Origin of the sequence: Pseudomonas sp. BAY1663 (assembly GCF_000582595.1) — a bacterium.
GTDB classification, from domain to species: domain Bacteria; phylum Pseudomonadota; class Gammaproteobacteria; order Pseudomonadales; family Pseudomonadaceae; genus Stutzerimonas; species Stutzerimonas stutzeri_AF.
The window spans coordinates 19,307-41,829 of record NZ_AZSV01000006.1; the positions used below are offsets into that span (position 1 = coordinate 19,307).

Annotated in this window: 21 protein-coding genes and 2 pseudogenes; 8 read left to right on the plus strand and 15 right to left on the minus strand. The window is 66.7% G+C overall.

Features of this window, described 5'->3' with window-relative positions:
- The first annotated feature begins 5 nt into the window (after positions 1 to 5).
- The gene (gene yccS / locus BAY1663_RS03220; RefSeq protein WP_037037915.1) at positions 6 to 2,207 is read left to right on the plus strand and encodes a YccS family putative transporter; all 2,202 of its coding nucleotides are present in this window, start codon (positions 6 to 8) and stop codon (positions 2,205 to 2,207) included.
- A gap of 33 nt (positions 2,208 to 2,240) precedes the next feature.
- Positions 2,241 to 3,425, plus strand: coding sequence for an NAD(P)/FAD-dependent oxidoreductase (locus BAY1663_RS03225; protein ID WP_037037916.1), 1,185 nt, complete (start codon positions 2,241 to 2,243; stop codon positions 3,423 to 3,425).
- 18 nt (positions 3,426 to 3,443) lie between these two features.
- Here BAY1663_RS03225 and BAY1663_RS03230 read toward each other — a convergent pair whose 3' ends face one another.
- The 6 genes from BAY1663_RS03230 to BAY1663_RS03255 form a co-directional block, all read right to left on the minus strand.
- On the minus strand, positions 3,444 to 3,626 hold the full coding sequence (locus BAY1663_RS03230) for a hypothetical protein (RefSeq protein ID WP_037037917.1): 183 nt from the start codon (positions 3,624 to 3,626) through the stop codon (positions 3,444 to 3,446).
- A gap of 69 nt (positions 3,627 to 3,695) precedes the next feature.
- Positions 3,696 to 3,977 (minus strand): hypothetical protein, encoded by a 282-nt coding sequence (locus BAY1663_RS03235; RefSeq protein WP_037037919.1) that lies wholly within the window; start codon positions 3,975 to 3,977, stop codon positions 3,696 to 3,698.
- Between the two features lie 128 nt (positions 3,978 to 4,105).
- Positions 4,106 to 6,343: a bifunctional diguanylate cyclase/phosphodiesterase gene (locus BAY1663_RS03240; RefSeq protein WP_037037920.1), complete on the minus strand. Its 2,238-nt coding sequence runs from the start codon at positions 6,341 to 6,343 to the stop codon at positions 4,106 to 4,108.
- A 228-nt stretch (positions 6,344 to 6,571) separates the two neighbouring features.
- The gene (locus BAY1663_RS03245; RefSeq protein ID WP_037037922.1) at positions 6,572 to 7,045 is read right to left on the minus strand and encodes a hemerythrin domain-containing protein; all 474 of its coding nucleotides are present in this window, start codon (positions 7,043 to 7,045) and stop codon (positions 6,572 to 6,574) included.
- A gap of 89 nt (positions 7,046 to 7,134) precedes the next feature.
- Entirely contained in the window at positions 7,135 to 7,413 is a 279-nt protein-coding gene (locus BAY1663_RS03250; protein WP_037037924.1) for a DUF3509 domain-containing protein, read from the minus strand.
- Between the two features lie 227 nt (positions 7,414 to 7,640).
- Entirely contained in the window at positions 7,641 to 8,264 is a 624-nt protein-coding gene (locus BAY1663_RS03255; RefSeq protein ID WP_037037925.1) for a bifunctional 2-polyprenyl-6-hydroxyphenol methylase/3-demethylubiquinol 3-O-methyltransferase UbiG, read from the minus strand.
- 231 nt (positions 8,265 to 8,495) lie between these two features.
- Between BAY1663_RS03255 and BAY1663_RS03260 the strand changes: the two genes are divergently transcribed.
- A complete protein-coding gene (locus BAY1663_RS03260) occupies positions 8,496 to 8,876 on the plus strand; it encodes a response regulator (RefSeq protein ID WP_037037927.1) in 381 nt (126 codons plus the stop codon).
- Between the two features lie 61 nt (positions 8,877 to 8,937).
- Here BAY1663_RS03260 and fba read toward each other — a convergent pair whose 3' ends face one another.
- From fba to BAY1663_RS03295, 7 genes and pseudogenes are all read right to left on the minus strand, one after another.
- Positions 8,938 to 10,002, minus strand: coding sequence for a class II fructose-bisphosphate aldolase (gene fba, locus BAY1663_RS03265; RefSeq protein WP_037037929.1), 1,065 nt, complete (start codon positions 10,000 to 10,002; stop codon positions 8,938 to 8,940).
- A gap of 180 nt (positions 10,003 to 10,182) precedes the next feature.
- Positions 10,183 to 10,518, minus strand: a complete 336-nt coding sequence (locus tag BAY1663_RS03270) for an MliC family protein (RefSeq protein WP_037037931.1) — start codon at positions 10,516 to 10,518, stop codon at positions 10,183 to 10,185.
- 16 nt (positions 10,519 to 10,534) lie between these two features.
- Complete coding sequence (locus BAY1663_RS03275) at positions 10,535 to 10,729, minus strand: hypothetical protein (protein ID WP_037037933.1); 195 nt, start codon at positions 10,727 to 10,729, stop codon at positions 10,535 to 10,537.
- Positions 10,730 to 10,815: 86 nt separating this feature from the next.
- On the minus strand, positions 10,816 to 11,976 hold the full coding sequence (locus tag BAY1663_RS03280) for a phosphoglycerate kinase (protein WP_037037934.1): 1,161 nt from the start codon (positions 11,974 to 11,976) through the stop codon (positions 10,816 to 10,818).
- Between the two features lie 36 nt (positions 11,977 to 12,012).
- The gene (epd, locus tag BAY1663_RS03285) at positions 12,013 to 13,065 is read right to left on the minus strand and encodes an erythrose-4-phosphate dehydrogenase (RefSeq protein ID WP_037037935.1); all 1,053 of its coding nucleotides are present in this window, start codon (positions 13,063 to 13,065) and stop codon (positions 12,013 to 12,015) included.
- A gap of 109 nt (positions 13,066 to 13,174) precedes the next feature.
- On the minus strand, positions 13,175 to 15,172 hold the full coding sequence (gene tkt / locus BAY1663_RS03290) for a transketolase (RefSeq protein ID WP_037037936.1): 1,998 nt from the start codon (positions 15,170 to 15,172) through the stop codon (positions 13,175 to 13,177).
- Between the two features lie 108 nt (positions 15,173 to 15,280).
- Positions 15,281 to 16,218 (minus strand): annotated as a pseudogene (locus BAY1663_RS03295) (LysR substrate-binding domain-containing protein).
- Positions 16,219 to 16,352: 134 nt separating this feature from the next.
- Here BAY1663_RS03295 and BAY1663_RS03300 point away from each other — a divergent pair.
- From BAY1663_RS03300 to BAY1663_RS03320, 5 genes and pseudogenes are all read left to right on the plus strand, one after another.
- Positions 16,353 to 17,249 (plus strand): TauD/TfdA family dioxygenase, encoded by an 897-nt coding sequence (locus tag BAY1663_RS03300; protein WP_037037938.1) that lies wholly within the window; start codon positions 16,353 to 16,355, stop codon positions 17,247 to 17,249.
- Positions 17,246 to 17,848: a LysE family translocator gene (locus BAY1663_RS03305; protein ID WP_037037940.1), complete on the plus strand. Its 603-nt coding sequence runs from the start codon at positions 17,246 to 17,248 to the stop codon at positions 17,846 to 17,848. Before BAY1663_RS03300 ends, BAY1663_RS03305 begins: the two co-directional genes overlap by 4 nt.
- A gap of 81 nt (positions 17,849 to 17,929) precedes the next feature.
- Positions 17,930 to 18,931, plus strand: a complete 1,002-nt coding sequence (locus BAY1663_RS03310) for a metalloregulator ArsR/SmtB family transcription factor (protein ID WP_037037941.1) — start codon at positions 17,930 to 17,932, stop codon at positions 18,929 to 18,931.
- Positions 18,932 to 18,945: 14 nt separating this feature from the next.
- Positions 18,946 to 20,135 (plus strand): annotated as a pseudogene (metK, locus tag BAY1663_RS03315) (methionine adenosyltransferase).
- Between the two features lie 240 nt (positions 20,136 to 20,375).
- A complete protein-coding gene (locus tag BAY1663_RS03320) occupies positions 20,376 to 20,714 on the plus strand; it encodes a hypothetical protein (RefSeq protein ID WP_037037945.1) in 339 nt (112 codons plus the stop codon).
- 51 nt (positions 20,715 to 20,765) lie between these two features.
- On the opposite strand, the gene BAY1663_RS03325 is transcribed toward BAY1663_RS03320, so the two are convergent.
- Positions 20,766 to 21,527: an ABC transporter permease gene (locus BAY1663_RS03325; RefSeq protein WP_037037947.1), complete on the minus strand. Its 762-nt coding sequence runs from the start codon at positions 21,525 to 21,527 to the stop codon at positions 20,766 to 20,768.
- Positions 21,524 to 22,453, minus strand: coding sequence for an ABC transporter ATP-binding protein (locus BAY1663_RS03330; RefSeq protein WP_037037949.1), 930 nt, complete (start codon positions 22,451 to 22,453; stop codon positions 21,524 to 21,526). The genes BAY1663_RS03325 and BAY1663_RS03330 overlap by 4 nt, the downstream gene beginning before the upstream one ends.
- Positions 22,454 to 22,523: the final 70 nt, after the last annotated feature.

A 22,523-nucleotide genomic window follows, 5' to 3' on the forward strand; every position in this document is an offset into this window, starting at 1 on the left:
CGCCCATGCCGACACCCTCGTTCCGCCAGTCCCTGCGGCGCCTCTGGGCGCTGGAGAAGTTCGGCTACAGCCTGCGGGTGTTCATCGCGCTGGCCGGCAGCATGGGGCTGAGCTGGCAGCTCGGACAACCGGCACTGGTGATTCCGCTGTTCCTCGGCATCATCGCCAGCGCCCTGGCGGAAACCGACGACAGCTGGCTCGGCCGGCTCAGCGCGCTGCTGGTGACGCTGCTGTGTTTCAGCGTCGCCTCGGTCTCGGTGGAACTGCTGTTCCCCTACCCGCTGCTGTTCGTCCTCGGCCTGGCCGCCTCGACCTTCGCCCTGGTGATGCTCGGCGCGCTCGGCGAACGCTACGCGACCATCGCCCAGGCGACGCTGATCCTCGCGATCTACAGCATGATCGCCGCCGATCAGCGTGGTGAGGCGGCGGCGCTGCAGTTCTGGCGCGACCCGCTGCTGCTGCTCGCCGGCGCGGCCTGGTACGGCCTGCTCTCGGTGCTGTGGAACGCCCTGTTCACCCACCAGCCGGTGCAGCAGAGCCTGGCCCGGCTGTATCGCGAACTGGGCCATTACTTCCGCCTCAAGGCCGCGCTGTTCGAGCCGGTGCGCCAGCTCGACGTCGAGGAGCGCCGCCTGCAACTGGCGCAGCAGAACGGCCGGGTGGTCAATGCCTTGAATGCGGCCAAGGAGACCCTGCTCAACCGCCTCGGCCAGGGGCGGCCCGGGGTGAAGATCAACCGCTACCTCAAGCTCTACTTCCTCGCCCAGGACCTGCACGAACGCGTCAGCTCCTCGCATTATCCCTACCAGGCGCTGGCCGAGGCCTTCTTCCACAGCGACGTGCTGTTCCGCTGCCAGCGCCTGCTGCGCCTGCAGGCCAGCGCCTGCGGCGAGCTGGCCGAGGCGGTGCAGCTGCGCCAGGCGTTCCGCTACAGCGAGGCCAACGCCCAGGCGATGGCCGACCTGGAGGCCTCGCTGGAGCACCTGCGCCTGCAGAGCAACCCGGCCTGGCGCGGCCTGCTGCGCTCGCTGCGCGCCCTGGCCGGCAACCTCGCCACTGTGCAGCGCCAGCTCGCCAGCGCCAGCGACCCCGACGCGCTGCAGGGCGAGCAGGACAGCAGCCTGCTGGACCGCCAGCCGCAATCGCTGCGCGAGGCCTTCAACCGCGTGCGCCAGCAACTGACGCCGACCTCGCTGCTGTTCCGCCATGCCCTGCGCATGAGCATCGCCCTGGTCGGCGGCTATGCGGTGCTGCACGCGATCCATCCCGAGCAGGGCTACTGGGTGCTACTGACCACGGTGTTCGTCTGCCAGCCCAACTACGGCGCCACGCGGATCAAGCTGGTACAGCGGGTCAGCGGCACCGTGCTCGGCCTGCTGGCCGGCTGGGCGCTGTTCGATCTGTTTCCCAATACGCAGGTCCAGGCGCTGTTCGCGGTGGTCGCCGGGGTGGTCTTCTTCGCCACCCGCAGCACGCGCTACACCCTGGCCACGGCGGCGATCACCCTGCTGGTGCTGTTCTGCTTCAACCAGGTCGGCGACGGCTACGGACTGATCTGGCCGCGCCTGTTCGATACCCTGCTCGGCAGCCTGATCGCCGCCGCCGCGGTGTTCCTGATCCTGCCGGACTGGCAGGGCCGGCGGCTGAACCAGGTGGTGGCCAACACCCTCAGCTGCAACAGCGACTATCTGCGCCAGATCATGCGCCAGTACGAGAGCGGCAAGCACGACGACCTGGCCTATCGGCTGGCCCGGCGCAACGCGCACAACGCCGATGCGGCGCTGTCCACCACGCTGTCGAACATGCTGCTGGAGCCCGGGCACTTCCGCAAGGAAGCCGAGACCGGCTTCCGCTTCCTGATCCTCTCGCACACCCTGCTCAACTACCTCTCCGGCCTCGGCGCGCACCGCGAGAGCCTGCCCGACGACGCCAGCGACGCGCTGCTGGAAAGCGCCGCGCAGCAGCTCGCCGCCAGCCTCGACGACCTCGCCGCGGCGCTGCGGCACAAGCGCCCGGTGGCCATCTACAGCGAAGAGGAAGATGCCCTGGCGCAGCGGCTCGAGCAGCTGCCGGACGACACCGACGACGGCCATCGCCTGGTGCAGACCCAGCTCGGGCTGATCTGCCGGCAACTGGCGCCGTTGCGCAGCATGGCCGTGCACCTGCTCAAGCAGGATGCCGTCGAGCCTGGCGGACAGGCACGGTAAGATGCGCGGCTTTTCTGCGAACGAGGGCACCCCGTGCTAACCCCAGAAGTCACCATCATCGGCGCCGGCGCCGCCGGCCTGATGTGCGCATTCAACGCGGCGTCGCGCGGGCGCCGGGTACTGCTGCTCGATCACGCCAACAAGGCCGGCAAGAAGATCCTGATGTCCGGCGGCGGGCGCTGTAATTTCACCAACCTGTACACCGAGCCGGCGAACTTTCTCTCCGGCAACCCGCATTTCTGCAAGTCGGCGCTGGCGCGCTACAGCCAGTGGGACTTCCTCGAGCTGGTCGCCCGCCATGGCGTGCCCTACCACGAGAAGAAGCTCGGCCAGCTGTTCTGCGACAACAAGTCCAGCGACATCCTCGAGATGCTGCTCGGCGAATGCACGCGGGCCGGTGTCGACCTGCGCCTCGGCATCGCCGTCGAGACGGTGAGGAAGACCGACACGGGCTATGCGCTGCAGACCGGCATCGGGCCAGTGCATTGCCAGTCGCTGGTGATCGCCACCGGCGGCCTGTCGATCCCGACCCTGGGCGCCACCGGCTTCGGCTACCAGGTCGCCCGCCAGTTCGGCCACAACGTGCTGCCGACCCGCGCCGGATTGGTGCCCTTCAGCATCACCGAACCGACGCTCAAGGCCATGTGCGCCGAGCTATCCGGGACCTCGGTGGAGGACTGCCTGGTCAGCTGCAACGGGCAGAGCTTCCGCGAGAACATCCTGTTCACCCACCGCGGCCTGTCGGGCCCGGCGATCCTGCAGATCTCCTCCTACTGGCAGCCGGGCGACGTGCTGCATATCGACCTGCTGCCGCACCTGAACCTCGACGAATGGCTGACGACGCAGCAGCAGGAACGCCCCAATGCAGAGCTGAAGACCCTGCTCGGCGAAGTCTTCACCCGCAAGATGGCCGGGCTGCTCTGCGAGCATTGGTTCGTCTCCAGAGCGCTGAAGCAATACACGAGGGTGGAGCTGGAGGCGATTGCCGCGCAGCTGAGCGACTGGCAACTGGTGCCCGCCGGCACCGAGGGCTATCGCACCGCCGAAGTGACGCTGGGCGGCGTGGATACCCGCGAAGTCTCGTCCAAGACCCTGGAATCGCAGAAATCGCCGGGGCTGTACTTCATCGGCGAGGTGCTGGACGTCAGCGGCCACCTGGGCGGTTTCAACTTCCAGTGGGCCTGGGCCTCGGGCTTTGCCGCGGCCCAGTTCGTCTGACCCGCAGACACCGGGCGGCTACTCGTTGGGCGTGTTCGACGGCGGCGACAGCTCACGTGGCCCGGCCGGGTCGGTGGCGGTGTTCTGATATTCCTGCTGGTTGCGGCTGTTGTTGTCCAGCGCCGACTCCTCCTCCTCGGGGGAGCAGCCCAACAGGGCCAGCGTGGCCAAGGCCAGGGCGGGGGCGAATGTCCACTTCATCGAATGTCTCCTGCTGAAGGCACCCGCGCGCTACGCGAGGTGCCTGGATCAGGTTCGGCGAAACCGCCTTTATTGCGAGGTACCGGGCGCAGTGCCCGAATCGGACTCGGTGCCCATGTCGCTGCCATTGTCGGCGGGCGGAGTGGCCATGCCGCCGGACGTGCCGGTGCTCGGAGCGGTGCCCGTACCCGTGCCCGTCCCGGCAGGCGGAGTGGTGGTATCGGTCGACGGTGCGGCTGGCTGCTCGGTGGTGGCCGGCGGCGGGGTCGGCTCGCGCTCACGGTCTTCGTCCGGGCCGCAACCGACCAGCAGAAGACCGAGTACCGGGGGCAGCAAATAGGTGAGACGCATGGTTAACCTCCTTCAGGATGAGCCGGCGGGCGGCCGGCGAGTTCTTGATTCATCAAGATCCACAGGAGTGTTGACCCTTGCGAGGGCCAAGAGTGCCCTGGCGCGCCGTGGCGCAGGGGGCGCCGGCGTCAGCGCTCCAGGCCCAGGGGCGCCAGGCTGGCCTGCGGCAGCAGGCCCCAGAAGCCGTCGAAGCAGTTCTCGCCATTGAACAGCCGCTGCAGCTCGGCGGCCGGCCTCGGCCGGCTGAACCAGAAGCCCTGGGCATTCTGGCAACCCTCGTCGATCAGGAACTGCAGCTGCTCGGGGCGCTCCACCCCCTCGGCGATCACCGCCAGGCCGAGGCTATGACCGAGGCCGATGACCGCCCGGCTGATGGCGACCGAATCGGCGTCCTCCGGCGCGGCGGCGATGAAGCTGCGGTCGACCTTGAGGATGTGCAGCGGAAAGCGCTTCAGGTAGCCGAGCGAGGAATAGCCGGTGCCGAAATCGTCCAGTGCCAGGCGCACGCCGAGCGCAGCGATCTCGCGCAGGCTGTTCAGCATCAGCTCGCTGTCCTGCATGAGCAGGGTCTCGGTGATCTCCAGTACCAGGCTGGCGGGCGGCAACTCGGTTTCGCGCAGCACGCGCGCCAGCAGCGCCGTGAAGCCGGGCGCCTGCAGCTGGCGGATCGACAGGTTCACCGTGCAGTACAGCTGCGCCTGTCCGGCCTGCTGCCAGCAACGGACCTGCCGGCAGGCCTCGCGCAGCACCCATTCGCCGACCCGGACGATCTCCCGGGACTCCTCCAGTACCGGAATGAATTCGTTCGGCGCCACCAGCGCATCGTTGTAACGCCAGCGCAGCAGGGCTTCGACCCCCACCAGATAGGGTTGCCCGCGGTCGATGCGGCAGATCGGCTGGAAGTACAGGACGAACTCGTTGCGCGTCAGCGCCTGCGCCAGCGCGCTTTCCAGCTCCAGCTGGCGCGCCGCCGTGGAATGCAGGCTTTCGCAGAACAGCGCGAACTGGTTCTTGCCGGCGCTTTTCGCGCGGTACAGGGCGAGGTCCGCCGCCTGCAGCGCATCCAGTGCCTGGCCGTTGCGGTACAACGGTGCGATGCCGATGCTGGCGCTGACCGAGAGGGTGCGCTCGCCGAGCTGCAATGGCTGGCGCAGCGCATTGAGCATCCGCTGTGCCACCCGCTCGGCATCGGCCTCGCAGGCCAGGTCGCCGAGCAGGGCGACGAACTCGTCGCCGCCGAAACGCGCCAGATGATCGCCCGGCCGCAGGCAGTGCGCGAGGCGTTGTGCGACTTCCACCAGCACCTGGTCGCCGACGCGGTGGCCGAGACTGTCGTTGATCAGCTTGAAACGGTCCAGGTCGACGAACAGCAGCGCCGAGGCCCGGCCGTGGGCACGCTGCTGGGCTTGCTGGAGCAGCTCGTCCAGATGCAGGCGGTTGGCCAGCCCGGTCAGCGAGTCGTGCCGCGCGGCATGCCGCAGGCATTCCTCGGCGGCCTTGCGGGCGCTGATATCGGTCTGCGAACCCGCCATGCGCTGCGCGCCCTGCTCGCAGCGTTCGACCACACCGCGCACCAGTACCCAGAGGTATTCGCCGAAGCGGGTGCGGATGCGGTACTCGTGGGCCAGGGTCGGGCTGCGGCCGTTCAGGTGGGCGCTGATGGCCTCGCGCAGGCCCGGCAGGTCATCCGGATGCACCCGCTCGAACCAGCTGCGGCTGCAGTAGCTCGGCTCCGTCGGCAGGCCGAGCATGCCGGTCCAGCGCTCGGAGAGGTGCAACCGGTCGTGCTCGATGTCCCATTCCCAGATGCCGTCCTCGGAGCCGCGCAGCGCACGTGCCAGCCGCGCCTCGCTATCTTCGAGGGCGTGTCGCTGGGCCGCGCTGTAGGTATCGATGGCGAGGATCATGTCGAAGAACACGATCTTCAGCAGACTGTCGTAGACCGCATGCTGCTCGGCATCGCCCAGCAGCAGTCGCAGCATTTCCGACAGATACAGCCGATAAGCACCCAGGTACCATTCCAGATCGACGCCGACCCGCTGGTGCACCAGCCCGACCAGCAGGCGGTCCTTCACGTAGTCGCGCTCGTAGGGACCATTCCACAGGCGCTGGTAATAGCTCCGCTGGCTGTGCTTGAGGCGTGCCACGCCAGCGGGATCGTTGAGGATTTCCGCCGGTACGTCGAATTCCGCGAGGTGTCCGTAGAGTTTGTCGATGAAACGCTGGTGCGCCGCATCGACATCCACCGCGGCCCGGTTCAGGCGCAGCGCATCCGCGGCCTGCCACTGGAGGAAACGCTTGCGCGTAAGAATCTGCTCCGCCCCCAGCCCGACCCGTTGCAACAACGCCTTCAGCTCGTCTTCCATGCCCGCCCCTGTCCCATTGCGCATGTCACTCCCAGCTGCCGGGCGGGTGTTTTTCGCCTGTCAGGGAATCGGTTGCAGGAGCCACTCATGCGTGATGCCATTGAGCCATCTAGGGCCTCAGCGGGGCCCGCACAGGTTATTGATGCAGATCAGCAAAGCCGAAAAAGGCCGCTTCGCCCATGGTCGAACGAGCCGGGGCAAAGCGCCCCGGCAAGGGCAAGCTAAGCCTCAGGCCGCCTGCCGGCCGGCGAATTCCTTTTTCAGGCGCGCCTTCAGTTCGGCCATTTGCCTGCCCATCTCCTGCAGGCGCTGGTCGCCGAGCAATTCGCGGGCATGCGGGAACATCTCGGACTCCTCTTCCTCGATGTGATGCTCCAGCAACTCCTTGCAGACCTTGACCCGCCCGGAGAACTGCACGCTCCCCGGATCGGTGGCCTTGAGGTCGGGCAGCACCAGCGAATCGACGGCGCGGTGCTCCTCCTTGGCCTCGTGGTACATCTTCAGCTCTTCCTTGCCACCGGCTTCCTTGTAGGCCGGATAGAGAATCTGCTCCTCCAGCTGGGTATGGATGGTCACCTCCACGTCCAGCTTATGCAGCAGCTCGGCGCGCGTCTTCAGGGCGCGCTCGGTGGATTCGCTCAGGCGCGTCAGTAGATCCTTCACGCGCTCATGATCCTCGATCAGCAGGTCGATGGCGTTCATGCGGAACTCCTCCTCAGGCTTCACGGTATGGGCGCCAGGCTCGACGGCCCGGTCGCGCTGGCTGCGGCTTGGGTGCCGCAGCCGCGGTCTCAGGCATATTCGTAAGTCGGCAGCGCCGTTCGGCTCTGGCTCTGCAGATGCGCAATGGATGGCGACATGCCGGCTTCCAGCGCGAGGTCGCGACGAACCGAGCTGACGACCCATTCGAGCTGCCTCCTGGCCTGGGTCTGGCCCTTGGAGAGGGCGCGCCTGACCAGCGTGCGGTCGTCGTTGCGCAGGGTGAGCAGCAACCCACCATCCGGACGCGGCTCGGTCAGCACTTCGAATTCAGGGAAAGCGGCAGTAAGGAAGCGTTGTGCGGCGGTCATTGTTCTGTACTCCGATTAGACTCCAGCGAGCGTTACAGAGCAGCGTTCGTGCCAACCACACAGAAAACTTATTTATCGTTTAAAAACAATAAGTTATGAATATTCGACGAACGGATTAAGCCGTGCAAAACGCATGACGGCAACCGGCATGGCTTGCATTCTGCGGGGCGTTCCAAGAACCGGTCGTACTCGAATGCCAGGGCCAGGCAGTCCATGTCGAGCGGCCGTCACGGCCGGCGCCAGACGCTGGCCAGCCAGGGCTGCTGCGCACGCGGCAAGCCGACAGGACGGTAATAGTGCTCGAGCTCGCTGAAACCGGCCGCCAGCAGCCGCTCGCGCCAGGTCGGCCAGCTGTACCAGACGCCATAGCGCTCACCGCTCCAGCCTTCCTCGTCCTGCCCGCGGGGGTTGGAACAGAACAGCACGCCGCCGGGCTTCAGCGTCTCGCGCAGTTGCAGCAGCACCCTGGGCAGGGCGCTGCTGGGGACATGGAACAGCACGGCATTGGCGAAGATGCCATCGAAGGCCTCGCGCGGCAGGTCCAACTGCAACAGATCCTGATGCCAGACGTCGCAGCCGCTCTCGGCCCGGGCCATGGCCACGAACGCCTCGGTGCCGTCGAGGCCGACAGCCGTATGCCCGCGGGCGGCGAACGCCTTGAGATCGCGCCCCGGACCGCAGCCCAGGTCGAGGATGCGCAGCGGCGGCTCGGCCCGGATATGACGCAGCAGGGCCTCGATGTTCTGGCTGACATCGTGGTCGCGGGTCCCCTCGCGGAAGGCCTCGGCACGATGGCGATAGTGATCGAGGGTACGCTCGGCGATGACGTGCAACTGCTTCTCGTCGGTCATGGGCAACATTCCTGGCGGGCTCCCGGAAGCCTAAACCGCGCCCAGGCCACTGCCAATGCCGAAAGCCGGCCCAGCCTCAACCGAAGATCGGGGGCCGAAGGTCGTGATTGACTCATGGCCGGCAATTGCTGAACTTGCACGGGCACGGCCGCTCCAAGCAATGTTCGAGCCCTGCCCTCGTTTCAGCGCCATGCAATGGAACGTTCATAGAACCGAACGAGAATCACCGCTATGAACCAGCCTTCGACCAAAATCGTGCTGCTCGTCGAGGACGAGCCCCACGTCCTCGCGCTGCTGTCCGATTACCTCGTTGGCGAAGGCTACCGGGTACTGGAGGCGAGCAATGCCGCCGAGGCCTTCGAGATTCTCGCCAGCAAGCCGCAGCTGGATCTGCTGGTGAGCGACTTCCGGCTGCCGGGCAACGTCTCCGGCGTGATGATCGCCGAGCCGGCGCTCAAGCTGCGCCCGGACCTCAAGGTGATCTTCATCAGCGGCCATCCCATCGAGATCTACGAGTCCGGCAGCGCCATCGCGCGGTCGGCTCCGGTCCTGGCCAAGCCTTTCGCGCTGGACACCTTGCGCTGCCAGATCCAGGCGCTGCTCGCCAGCTGAGCACGCATACGGCGCAGAAACGAAAAAGCCCGCAAACGCGGGCTTCTTCATGGCCGAACGATCAGTTGATCTTCGGGTCCAGCTCGCCGTTGGCGTAGCGCTGGAACATGCCTTCCAGCGAGATCGGCTTGATCTTGCTGGCATTGCCGGCGGTGCCGAAGGCCTCGTAGCGGGCGATGCAGATGTCGCGCATGGCGGCGACGGTCTTGGCCAGGTACTTGCGCGGGTCGAACTCGCTGGGGTTCTTCGCCAGGAACTCGCGGATCGCGCCGGTGGAGGCCAGGCGCAGGTCGGTGTCGATGTTGACCTTGCGCACGCCGTACTTGATGCCCTCGACGATTTCCTCGACCGGCACGCCGTAGGTCTCGCCGATCTCGCCGCCGTACTCGTTGATGACCTTCAGCCATTCCTGCGGCACCGAGGAGGAGCCGTGCATCACCAGGTGGGTGTCGGGGATGCGCGCATGGATTTCCTTGATACGCTGGATCGACAGGGTGTCGCCGGTCGGCGGCTTGGTGAACTTGTAGGCGCCGTGGCTGGTGCCGATGGCGATCGCCAGGGCGTCGACCTTGGTCTTGGCGACGAAGTCGGCGGCCTCTTCCGGATCGGTCAACAGCTGGCTGTGGTCGAGCACGCCCTCGGCGCCGACGCCGTCTTCCTCGCCGGCCATGCCGGTTTCCAGGCTACCCAGGCAGCCCAGCTCGCCTTCCACGGAGACGCCGCAGGCATGGGCGAAGGCCACGGTCTGCTGGGTCACGCGCACGTTGTAGTCGTAGTCGGCGGGGGTCTTGCCGTCTTCCTTCAGCGAGCCGTCCATCATCACCGAGGAGAAGCCCAGCTGGATCGAGCGCTGGCAGACGTCCGGGCTGGTGCCGTGGTCCTGGTGCATGCACACCGGGATATGCGGGAATTCTTCGATCGCCGCCAGGATCAGATGACGCAGGAACGGCGCACCGGCGTATTTGCGCGCACCGGCGGAAGCCTGGACGATCACCGGGGAATCGGTCTTGTCGGCCGCTTCCATGATGGCGCGCATCTGCTCGAGGTTGTTGACGTTGAAGGCCGGTACGCCGTAGCCGAACTCGGCGGCGTGGTCGAGCATCTGGCGCATGCTGATGAGTGCCATGTTTTCCTTTCTCCCGGTCTGGGTCGTTAATCGTGTAAAGCCTGCCGCAGTGGCCGGCGCCGTTCAAGCGCCACACGCTGGGCGCGGCATTGTAGTGGCGGGGGCGGCAAATGCCAGCGCCGCCACCGCTTTTAATAGGGCGCCCCGCAACAATGCGGCGGGGTGCAGTTACTCGCTACGCTACAGGTTGATCAGCGAAGCGCTGCAGCCATGGGCCAGCAGTTCATCGTCGGCCACACGGTAGACCAGCGCCTCGTTACCCTTGTCGTGAAAGGCGAGTACGCCATCGCTATAGAAACTGCCATGCGTGGCAGGTTCCTTGCGCAGGGTATGAATCTGCGCACTATTACCGATCTTCAGGTCGACCGCGGTTCGTCCGCTATCGGCGTAGCGCCAGGCGATGTGCTGCTGGCCCTGGCACTTCCAGCGCACGAAGGGTGCATCGGGCCCGGACTGCCAGTGGCCGCAGCCGGCCAACGACAGTAGTGCCACGAGCGCAATCGACAGGCTTTTCATTGCTTTACCTCAGCATTCAGGGGCAATCCTGCAGGCCGCCCCGGGTGGTGGCAGTCGGATCGCCGGTCGCCTGCATCTCGACGCGCTGCTCATGCTCGGCGGTCGGCCCGATGGCGGCAGGCGGATCGAGCACCTGGCAGGCACTGTCCGGCGAGCCGCCGGCACAACCGGCCAGGCCCAGGCAGCAAACAGCAAGAACGGCATAACGCATGGTGCATCCCCTTTCCTCGTTCCCGATAGAACAGGGACCACTGCAGGCCACGGGGGTTGCCCTGGCGCCGCGACGAAGCGGCGGGCTCAACCCGCGCGCTGCTCCAGCACCTCGACCGCCGGCAGCACCTTGCCTTCGACGAATTCGAGGAAGGCACCGCCACCGGTGGAAATGTAGGAGATCTGCTCGGCGACGCCGTACTTGTCGATCGCCGCCAGGGTGTCGCCGCCACCGGCGATAGAGAACGCCGGGCTCTGCGCGATGGCCTGGGCCAGCACCTGGGTGCCGTTGCCGAACTGGTCGAACTCGAACACGCCGACCGGGCCGTTCCAGAGGATGGTCTGCGAGGCCTTGAGCATCTCGCCGAACTGCGCGGCGGTCTGCGGGCCGATGTCGAGGATCATGTCGTCGTCGGCGACGTCGCCGATGGCCTTGACCGTGGCCTCGGCGCTCTCGGCGAACGCCTTGGCGACCACCACGTCCACCGGCAGCGGCACGGCGACCTTGGCGGCGATGGCCTTGGCGGTGTCGAGCAGGTCGGCCTCGTGCAACGACTTGCCGACCTTGTAGCCGGCCGCGGCGAGGAAGGTGTTGGCGATACCGCCGCCGACGATCAGCTGGTCGCAGATGTCGGCCAGCGAAGTCAGCACGTCGAGCTTGGTCGAGACCTTGGAGCCGGCGACGATGGCCACCATCGGCCGCGCCGGCTTGTCCAGCGCCTTGCCCAGCGCCTCCAGCTCGGCGGCCAGCAGCGGGCCGGCGCAGGCGACCTTGGCGAACTTGGCCACGCCATGGGTCGAACCCTGGGCGCGGTGCGCGGTGCCGAAGGCGTCCATGACGAAGACGTCGCACAGCGCGGCGTACTGCTGCGCCAGCTCGTCGCTGTTCTTCTTCTCGCCCATGTTGAAGCGCACGTTCTCCAGCAGCACCAGCTCGCCCGGCTTGACCTCGACGCCGCCCAGGTAGTCCTTGACCAGCGGCACCTCACGGCCGAGGGCCTTGGACAGGTAATCGGCGACCGGCTTGAGGCTGTCCTCCTCGCTGTAGACGCCCTCTTCCGGACGGCCCAGGTGCGAGCAGACCAGCACCGCGGCGCCCTTCTCCAGCGCCAGCCTGATGGTCGGCAACGAGGCCAGGATGCGCGCATCGCTCTTCACCGCGCCATCCTTCACCGGCACGTTGAGGTCCTCGCGGATCAGCACGCGCTTACCCTGGAGGTCGAGGTCGGTCATCTTCAAAACGGTCATGTTGGTCTTCCTTAAAGGTCGAGAAGCAGCGATGAGTCAGGGTCGGCCGCGTCGGGCGACGCGCAGGTAGTGTTCGGTGACATCGAGCATGCGGTTGGCGAACCCCCATTCGTTGTCGAACCAGGCCAGCAGGTTCACCAGCCGCGGCCCGGAAGCGCGGGTCAGGCTGCCGTCGACGATCGCCGAATGCGGGTCGTGGTTGAAATCGCAGCTGGCGTGGGGCAGCTCGGTGTAGGCGAGCAGGCCTTTCAGCGGGCCGGATTCGGCGGCCTCGCGCAGCACGCGGTTGATCGTCCGTGCATCGGTGTCGCGGCTGGTCTGCAGGGTGATGTCCAGGCAGGACACGTTCACCGTCGGCACCCGCACCGCTTTGGCCTGTATCCGCCCGGAGAGTTCCGGCAAGAGGCGTTCGATACCGCGCGCAAGACCGGTGGACACCGGGATCACCGACTGGAAGGCCGAGCGCGTGCGGCGCAGGTCCTCATGGTGGTAGGCGTCGATCACCGGCTGGTCGTTCATCGCCGAGTGGATGGTGGTGATGGACACGTAGTCCAGGCCGACCGCGTCATTGAGCAGCTTGAGCAGCGGTACGCCGCAGTTGGTGGTGCAGGAGGCGTTGGAAACCAGCGTCTCGGCGCCGCTCAATTGCTCGTGGTTGATGCCCATCACCACGGTGGCGTCGACGTCCGCAGCGCTGGCCATCGGCTGCGAGAACAGCACCCGCGGCACGCCGGCGTCGATGAAGCGCTGGCCGTCGGCGCGGCTGTGGTAGGCGCCGGAACACTCCAGCACCAGATCCACGCCCAGCGCGCGCCAGTCGACGGCCTCCGGCGTCGATTCGCGCAACACCTTCACGCAGTCGCCATTGAGGTGCAGGCAGTCGCCTTGCACGCCGACCTCGCCGGGGAAGCGGCCATGGGTGGAGTCGAAACGGGTGAGGTATTCCAGGCTGGCCATGTCGGCCAGGTCGTTGAGCGCGACGAACTGGAAGTCGAAGGCCGCACCGCGCTCGTAGAAGGCGCGCAGCACGCAACGACCGATGCGGCCGTAGCCGTTGAGGGCGACGCGATAGGGACGGGCGTTGGCCATGGGATCTTCGTCGGTCCTGCCGGTGGAAAACCGGCTGCGCGGGTTTTCCACCCTACGGAAGGTGGAGTTACGTAGGGTGGATGACCGCAGTCATCCACCGCGGCTCGGTTCAGTCTTCCAGCAGCTCCTCGACCACCGCGAGGATGTTGTCGACGGTGAAGCCGAATTCCTCGAACAGCTGGCCGGCCGGGGCCGACTCGCCGTAGCTGGTCATGCCGATGATGCGGCCGTCGAGGCCGACGTACTTGTACCAGTAGTCCGCATGCGCCGCCTCGATGGCGATGCGCGCACCGACTTCCACCGGCAGCACCAGTTGCTTGTAGGCCGCGTCCTGGGCGTCGAACACGCTGGTGCAGGGCATGGAGACGACGCGCACCTGGCGGCCCTGTTCGGCCAGCTGGTCGGCGGCCTGCACCGCCAGGCTGACTTCCGAGCCGGTGGCGATGAGGATCAGTTCCGGCTCGCCGGCGCAGTTCTTCAGGATGTAGCCGCCGCGGGCGATGGCCGCCTCGGTCTCGTTGTCGCGCACGTGGAACGGCAGGTTCTGCCGCGAGAAGATCAGCGCGCTCGGGCCGTCCTTGCGTTCGATGGCATGCTTCCAGGCCACCGCCGACTCGACCGTGTCGGCCGGGCGCCAGGTGTCCAGGTTCGGCGTGGTGCGCAGGCTGGTCAGCTGCTCGACCGGCTGGTGGGTCGGGCCGTCCTCGCCGAGGCCGATGGAATCGTGGGTGAACACGTAGAGCACGCGCTGCTTCATCAGCGCCGACATGCGCACGGCGTTGCGCGCGTACTCCATGAACATCAGGAAGGTCGCGCCGTAGGGAATCAGGCCGCCATGCAGGGCGACGCCGTTCATGATGGCGCTCATGCCGAATTCGCGCACGCCGTAGTACATGTAGTTGCCCGAGGCATCCTCGGCCACCACCGGCTTGCAGCCCTTCCACAGGGTCAGGTTGGAACCGGCGAGGTCGGCCGAGCCGCCGAGCAGTTCCGGCAGCAGCGGGCCGAAGGCGTTCAGGCAGTTCTGGCTGGCCTTGCGGCTGGCGATGGTCTCGCCCTTGGTGGCCACTTCGCGGATGAATGCGCTGGCCTTCTCGGCGAAGTCGGCGGGCAGCTCGCCGGCCATGCGCCGCTTGAACTCGGCGGCCAGCGCCGGGAACTCGGCCTCGTAGGCGGCGAAGCGCTGGTTCCAGGCGGTTTCGGCCTCGGCGCCCTTCTGCTTGGCATCCCACTCGGCATAGATCTCGGCGGGAATCTCGAACGGGCCGTACGTCCAGCCCAGCGCCTCGCGGGTCAGGGCGATCTCGGCCTCGCCCAGCGCCGAGCCGTGGGATTCCTCCTTGCCCTGCTTGTTCGGCGAGCCGAAGCCGATGATGGTCTTGCAGCAGATCAGCGTCGGCTGGTCGCTCTTGCGCGCGGTCTCGATGGCCATCTGGATCTCGTCGGCGTCATGCCCGTCGACGTTGCGGATCACCTGCCAGCCGTAGGCCTCGAAGCGGCGCGGGGTGTCGTCGGTGAACCAGCCATGCACCTCGCCGTCGATGGAGATGCCGTTGTCGTCGTAGAAGGCGATCAGCTTGTTCAGCCCGAGGGTGCCGGCCAGCGAGCAGACCTCGTGGGAGATGCCTTCCATCATGCAGCCGTCGCCGAGGAACACGTAGGTGTTGTGATCGACGATCTCGTGGCCGGGGCGGTTGAACTGCGCGGCCATGACCTTCTCGGCCAGGGCGAAGCCCACGGCGTTGGCGATGCCCTGGCCGAGCGGGCCGGTGGTGGTCTCGACGCCGGCGGTGTAGCCGAACTCCGGATGGCCCGGGGTCTTGCTGTGCAGCTGGCGGAAGTTCTTCAGGTCGTCGATCGACAGGTCGTAGCCGGTCAGGTGCAGCAGCGAGTAGATCAGCATCGAGCCGTGGCCGTTGGACAGCACGAAGCGGTCGCGGTCGGCCCACTGCGGGTTGGTCGGGCTGTGCTTGAGGTGGTCACGCCAGAGCACTTCGGCGATGTCCGCCATGCCCATGGGGGCACCGGGGTGGCCGCTGTTGGCTTTCTGCACGGCATCCATGCTGAGGGCGCGGATGGCATTGGCTCGCTCACGACGGCTGGGCATCGCTGAATCTCCTGCGGGTGGTACGTAGAAAAAGGCCGCCATTTTCCCCTACCGAGGGTGGGCGCGGCAATGACTGAAATGGCTCGGCCATCCCGTCGGCCACCGGCATCACTCGAGCAGCTCGACACCCTGGCCGGAAATATCCGGCAGGTGTTCGAGCAGATAGTCGCGCATGCGCATCAGCGTGGCCGACTCGTCGCCACCGCCCGGCCAGACCAGGTAGTAGCTGTCGCCGGACTTCACCGCCTGCCCGAACGGCAGCGCCAGGCTGCCGCGCTGCAGTTCGGCGCCGACCAGCGCGAGATCGCCGATCGATACGCCATGCCCCTGCGCCGCGGCGGAGATGCCCAGCTCCAGGGTGTCGAAGAGCTTGCCCTGCTGCCAGGCGACCTGGTCGGCCAGCCCGGTGCGCTGCAGCCAGCGGCGCCAGTCGCGGCAGTCGCGCGACGGATGGATCAGCTCGGCAGCGGCCAGTTGCCGCACATCCCAAGGCCGGTCGCCGCGCAGCGCGGACGCGCAGACCGGCACCAGCCATTCGTCGAACAGCTTCACGCGCTGCCAGTCCGCCGGGAAACCGCCGTGGCCGAGCAGGATCGCGCAGTCGAACGGTTCGCTGTGGAAGTCCACCGCATCCAGGTCCATCCAGGCGCTGGTGAGCTGCACGCGATTGTGCGGATGTGCCTGCTGGAAGGCGTCCAGGGCCTTGAGCAGCCAGCGCATGGTCAGGGTCGAGGGCGCCTTGAGCCGCAGCGCGCCGCGCTGGCGGGTGACGGCGATGCAGGCGCTTTCGATGGTGCGAAAGCCGATCTTCAGCTCCTGCGCCAGCAGCCGCCCGGCATCGGTCAGCGTCAATCGCGAGCCGCGGCGCTCGAAGAGCTGGCAGCGAGGTGCTCTTCCAGCGTCTTCACATGCCGGCTGACGGCGCTCTGGGTGATGTACAGGCTCTGTGCCGCCTGGGTGAAGGAGCCGAAACGGGCCGCCACTTCGAAAGCGCGCAGCGCATACAGGGGCGGCATCCGCGGAGCCGGGATGTCTTGCTCAAGCATGATTAAAACTCATCCTTACTGCTCGTTTTTTCCGTTTTTAAAGCACCGGCACTCTCTCAATACTGCATCCCAATGCTGTCTGCAGCGCAAACGCCAATCGTAACCCGATAACTAAAACTCAAGGGAAGGATGCCATGTTTCATGACCCATTCGACCATCTCCTGGCCTCCGCCATCCGCAGCGGCGGCCTGCAGCAGGAGCAGATCGCGCAGATCCTTCACTTCAAGTTGTTCGGCAACCGGCAAGGCTTTGTGCTGCTGCAAGACCTGCCCATCGGCGATATTCCACCGACCCCGCCGTGCCGCGAGCGGATACGCAAGGACGACGACAGCAGCGAGCGCCTGCTGCTGCAGGCGACGGCGTTGCTCGGCGAGCCGATCGGCTATGTCCAGGAGTCCGGCGGCAGCATCGTCAACAACTTCTTCGCCCAGCAGGCGCAATCGCGCGCCGCCACCTCGGACAGCTTCGACACCGAGCTCGACCTGCACACCGAGAACGCCTTCCACGCCATCCTGCCGGACTACCTGGTGCTGCTCTGCCTGCGCCAGGACCCGGCGGCCGAAGCGATCACCTACGTCGCTTCGGTCGAGCCGATCCTCGAGCGCCTGAGCCATGAAGAACAGGCATTTCTGCTCAACGAGCCCTACAACTTCCTCTCCGACTACGGCCCACGGGAAAAGAACCAGCGGATCGACATCGGCCGCCACCAGAGCGTGCTCTACGGCGACCCGGACGCGCCCTTCTTCCGCTTCGACCCGCAGTTCATGCTGGCGCCGAGCGAGCACGCGCGCAGCCTGCTGGAAAAGCTGCGGCGCATCGCCTGGGAGGTGGCCGAGCCGATACGGCTGGCCCGCGGCGACCTGCTGATCATCGACAACCGCCGTACCGCCCACGCCCGCAGCCGCTTCGACGCTCGCTTCGACGGCAACGACCGCTGGATGCAGCGCGCCTTCGCCATCTGCAACCCGCGCTTCTATGCGGAGCGGCTGGGCAAGCAGACGCGGGTCTTCGAACTGGTGACCGAGCTATGAACGCCACCTATCTCGCCTTCGCCGCCGCGGTCGCCCTGCTGATCGCCTCCCCCGGCCCGGTGGTCGCGCTGGTGGTCGCCGACGCCCGGCGCCGCTGGCCGCTGTGGACCATTCTCGGCGGCGTGGTATCCGCCCAGGTGCTGATGGTCGCCGCGCTGTCGATGATCTACCTGGCGCTGGACCTGGAGCCGGTGGTGCTCGAGGCCGGGCAAGTGCTCGGCGGGCTCTACCTGATCTGGCTGGGCTGCGACGGGCTCTGCGGCGGCGCCAGCGAAGCCGCGCCACCGCGCCGGCGCGAATCGCACTATTTCTGGCGGGCCATGGCCGTGGGCCTGTCGAACCCCAAGGACATCCTGTTCTTCCTCGCCTTCCTGCCCGGCTTCATCCTGCCCGCGCAGCCGTTCGCGCCGCAGGCGACGGCGCTGATCGCCATCTGGGCGGCCATCGACCTGAGCATCCTGCTGGCCTACAGCCTGCTGTCGCGCCGCCTCAGCGGCGCCGGCCGGCTCCAGCGGCTGCTGGACATCCTGCCCAACTTCTTTTTGCTGGGCCTCGGCCTGGTGTCCTGCGCCCTCGGCCTGTCGCGCCTGCTGCCGTGAGCGCGGGCCGCCGAGGCAATATCAAAAGTTTTTGATATTGATCTTGCTGTACGAAAAGTGACCGACTAGACTGCGCGCCATATGAGCCTGCGCATTCCCCAGATCCGTTTCGATGTCAGCGACCAGCTCGCCGCGCTGTGCAAGGCCGGCGGCGACGCGCTGCGCCTGAAGGTGCTGCGGGCGCTGGCCAGCGACTCCTTCGGCGTGCTGGAACTGGCGCAGATCTTCGCCACCGGGCAGTCGGGCATGAGCCACCACCTCAAGGTGCTGACCCAGGTCGGCCTGCTCGCCACCCGTCGCGAAGGCAACGCGGTGTTCTACCGGCGCAGCCTGCCACAACCCGACAGCCTGGGTGGCAAGCTGCACGCGGCATTGCTCGAGGAGGCCGACCGGCTGCAGCTGCCGAGCGAGATCGAGGCGCGCATCGCCGCGGTGCACGCCCAGCGCAGCGCCGCCAGCGAGGATTTCTTCGCGCGCATGGCCGGCAGCTTCCAGGCCCGCCAGGATTTGATTGCCGGCCTGCCGCAGTATCGCGACAGCGTGCTGGCCCTGCTCGATACGCTGCCTGTCGACGCCAGCGCCACGGCACTGGAGGTCGGTCCCGGCGACGGTAGCTTCCTGCCGGAGCTGGCGCGGCGCTTCGCCCGCGTGGTGGCGCTGGACAACAGCCCGGCCATGCTCGAGCTGGCGCGCATGCGCTGCGAGCAGGCGGGCCTGGGCAACGTCGAGCTGAAGCTCGCCGACGCCCTGCACGACGACTGCCCGGCAGCCGATTGCGTGGTGCTGAACATGGTCCTGCATCACCTGGCGGCACCGGGCGAGGCGATGAAACAACTGGCACGGCTGGTGAAGGTGGGCGGCAGCCTGCTGGTCACCGAGCTGTGCAGCCACAACCAGAGTTGGGCCAGGGAGGCCTGCGGCGATCTCTGGCTGGGCTTCGAACAGGACGATCTGGCCCGTTGGGCCGATGCCGCGGGGCTCACGCCCGGCGAGAGTCTCTACATTGGCTTGAAGAACGGTTTTCAGATCCAGGCCCGGCACTTTTCCCGGCCCGCCCCTGACGACCGACTCACCCACCGGTAATTAGGAACCGATAGATGAGCGAATACTCGATTTTCACCTCCGAGTCCGTGTCCGAAGGGCATCCGGACAAGATCGCCGACCAGATCTCCGATGCGGTGCTCGACGCCATCATCGCCGAGGACAAGCATGCCCGCGTGGCCTGCGAGACTCTGGTCAAGACCGGTGTGGCGATCGTCGCCGGCGAAGTCACCACCTCCGCCTGGGTCGATCTGGAGCAACTGGTGCGCGACGTCATCGTCGACATCGGCTACAACAGCTCGGACGTCGGCTTCGACGGCGCCACCTGCGGCATCATCAACATCATCGGCAAGCAGTCGGTGGACATCGCCCAGGGCGTCGACCGTTCGCGGCCGGAAGACCAGGCGCCGGCGACCAGGGCCTGATGTTCGGCTACGCCAGCAACGAGACCGACGTGCTGATGCCGGCACCGATCCGCTTCTCCCACGCGCTGGTCGAGCGCCAGGCCGAAGCGCGCAAGAACGGCCTGTTGCCGTGGCTGCGCCCGGACGCCAAGAGCCAGGTCACCTGCCGCTACGAGAACGGCCAGGTCGCCGGCATCGACGCCGTGGTGCTGTCCACCCAGCACAACCCGGACGTCAAGCAGAGCGACCTGCGCGAAGCGGTGATGGAACTGGTCATCAAGCACTGCCTGCCGGCCGAGCTGCTGCACAAGGACACCCAGTACCACATCAACCCGACCGGCCAGTTCGTCATCGGCGGCCCGGTGGGCGACTGCGGTCTGACCGGACGCAAGATCATCGTCGACACCTACGGCGGCATGGCCCGCCACGGCGGCGGCGCCTTCTCCGGCAAGGACCCGTCCAAGGTCGACCGCAGCGCCGCCTACGCCGGCCGCTACGTGGCCAAGAACATCGTCGCCGCCGGTCTCGCCGATCGCTGCGAGATCCAGGTGTCCTACGCCATCGGCGTGGCCCAGCCGACCTCCATCTCGCTGAACACCTTCGGCACCGGCAAGCTCGGCGACGACAAGATCATCGCCCTGGTGCGCGAGCATTTCGACCTGCGCCCCTACGCGATCACCCGCATGCTCGACCTGCTGCACCCGATGTACCGCGCCACCGCGGCCTACGGCCACTTCGGCCGCACTCCCTACGAGATGACGGTGGGTGCCGACACCTTCACCGCCTTCACCTGGGAGCGCACCGACAAGGCCGACGCCCTGCGCGCCGCGGCCGGGCTGTAAAAGCAGCCGCGCACGAGCGCACCGCTAAAAGCCCCGCCGGCACGAGCCGCGCGGGGCTTTTGCATTTCGGCCCGCACCAAGCCGGCACATGGGCACCTGAAAACGGATACGCGGCTCCGCCCCCACGAAACACCCGTCCCAGGGCCTTTCCGATCCGAAGGCCAGGCGCTATCATCGCCGCCCCTTTCGAATGGACGCACCCGATCGCATGCCGCGATCGGCTTTTACAGGAGGTTATCCATGCGTATTTCCCATCTCTTCTGCTGTGCCGCCCTCGCCCTCGGCAGCGCTTCGCTGCAGGCCGCTGACGCTGCTGACGTGCAGGCCAAGTGCGAACAGCGGCTGGCCGCTCAGCAAGGCCATCTGGAAACCGGCAAGCTGCTCGGCCAGATGCTCGGCAACGAGAAGCTCAACAACAGCATCGCGCAGGTGGAAGGCGGCTGCGCGCAGCTGAACAGCGAGGAACTGGCGGCCAATGCCAGCGCTACCGATGAAGGTGCAGCAATCGACGAGAAGGTCCAGGCCATCACCCAGGCCAAGGATGCCGCTCTCGGCCTCGGCAAGCTGTTCGGCAAGTAAGCCGGACCCGCACAGGAAAACGCCCGCGCTCGCGGGCGTTTTCATTCGTGCTCAGTTCTTCAGCCGGTAGCCGGTCCGGAAGATCCACCACACCGCCAGCAGGCAGGCGGCGAGAAAGCCGAGGATCATCGCCAGGCTGACGCCGACGCTGATGTCCGAGACGCCGTAGAAGCTCCAGCGGAAGCCGCTGATCAGGTACACCACCGGGTTGAACAGGGTGATCTTCTGCCACAGCGGCGGCAGCATCTCGATCGAGTAGAAGCTGCCGCCGAGGAACGCCAGCGGCGTGACAATCAACGCCGGGACGATCTGCAGCTTCTCCCAGCCGTCGGCCCAGATACCGATGATGAAGCCGAACAGGCAAAAGGTCACCGCGGTGAGCACCAGGAACAGCGCCATCATCAGCGGATGCTGGATCTGGTAATCGACGAACAACCGCGCGGTGAGCAGGATGATCACGCCGAGGATCAGCGACTTGGTCGCCGCCGCGCCGACATAGCCGATGACGATCTCGATGTACGACACCGGCGCCGACAGCACCTCGTAGATGGTCCCCGAATAGCGCGGCATGTAGATGCCGAACGAGGCGTTGGAGATGCTCTCGGTGAGCAGCGCCATCATGATCAGCCCGGGAATGATGAAGGCGCCGTAGGGGATGCCGTGCATCGCCTCCATCCGCGCGCCGATGGCCGAGCCGAACACCACGAAGTACAGCGAAGTGGAGATCACCGGGGTGGCGATGCTCTGCAGCAGGGTGCGCCAGGTACGCGCCAGCTCGAACAGGTAGATGGCGCGGATTGCATAAAGATTCATGTGCGGCTGCCTTTTACCAAGCTGACGAAAATCTCTTCCAGCGAGCTCTGGCTGGACTGCAGGTCCTTGAAGTCGATGCCGTGCTCGGCGAGGCGCTTGAGCAGCTCGGCGATGCCGGTGTGCTCGTGCTGGGCATCGAAGGTGTAGACCAGCTGGTTGCCTTCGCTCGTCAGCTCCAGCGGATAGTCGGCGAACTCGGGCGGGATCGTCGCCAGCGGGCGCTGCAGTTGCAGCGTCAGTTGCTTCTTGCCGAGCTTGTGCATCAGCACGGCCTTGTCCTCGACCAGGATGATCTCGCCCTTGCTGATCACCCCGATGCGGTCGGCCATCTCCTCGGCCTCCTCGATGTAGTGGGTGGTGAGGATGATGGTCACCCCGCGGGCGCGCAGGCCGCGGACCATCTCCCACATGTCGCGGCGCAGCTCGACGTCGACGCCGGCGGTGGGCTCGTCGAGGAACAGGATGGACGGCTCGTGGGACAGCGCCTTGGCGATCATCACCCGGCGCTTCATGCCGCCGGAAAGCTCCAGGATGCGCGCATCGCGCTTGTCCCACAGCGACAGGTCGCGCAGCAGCCGCTCCAGATAGGCGTCGTCCGGCGCCTTGCCGAACAGCCCGCGGGAAAAGCGCACCGTCGCCCAGACGCTCTCGAAGCCCTCGTTGTACAGCTCCTGCGGCACCAGGCCGATCTGCGCGCGCGCGGCGCGGTAGTCGCGGATGATGTCGTGGCCATCCACCCGCACGTGCCCGCTGCCGGGATTGACGATGCCGCAGATGATGTTGATCAGCGTGGTCTTGCCGGCGCCGTTGGGGCCGAGCAGGGCGAAGATCTCGCCCTTGCGGATCTGCAGGTCGATCCGCTTCAGCGCCGGATGGCCGGACGCGTAGGTCTTGGTGAGCTGCTCGATGGAGATGACGGAGGGCACGGGCGCTTCTCTTCGAGGGATTGAGGGGCCGAATTGTAGATAAAAAGCCCGGCCCGGGTCTGTTCTTTCC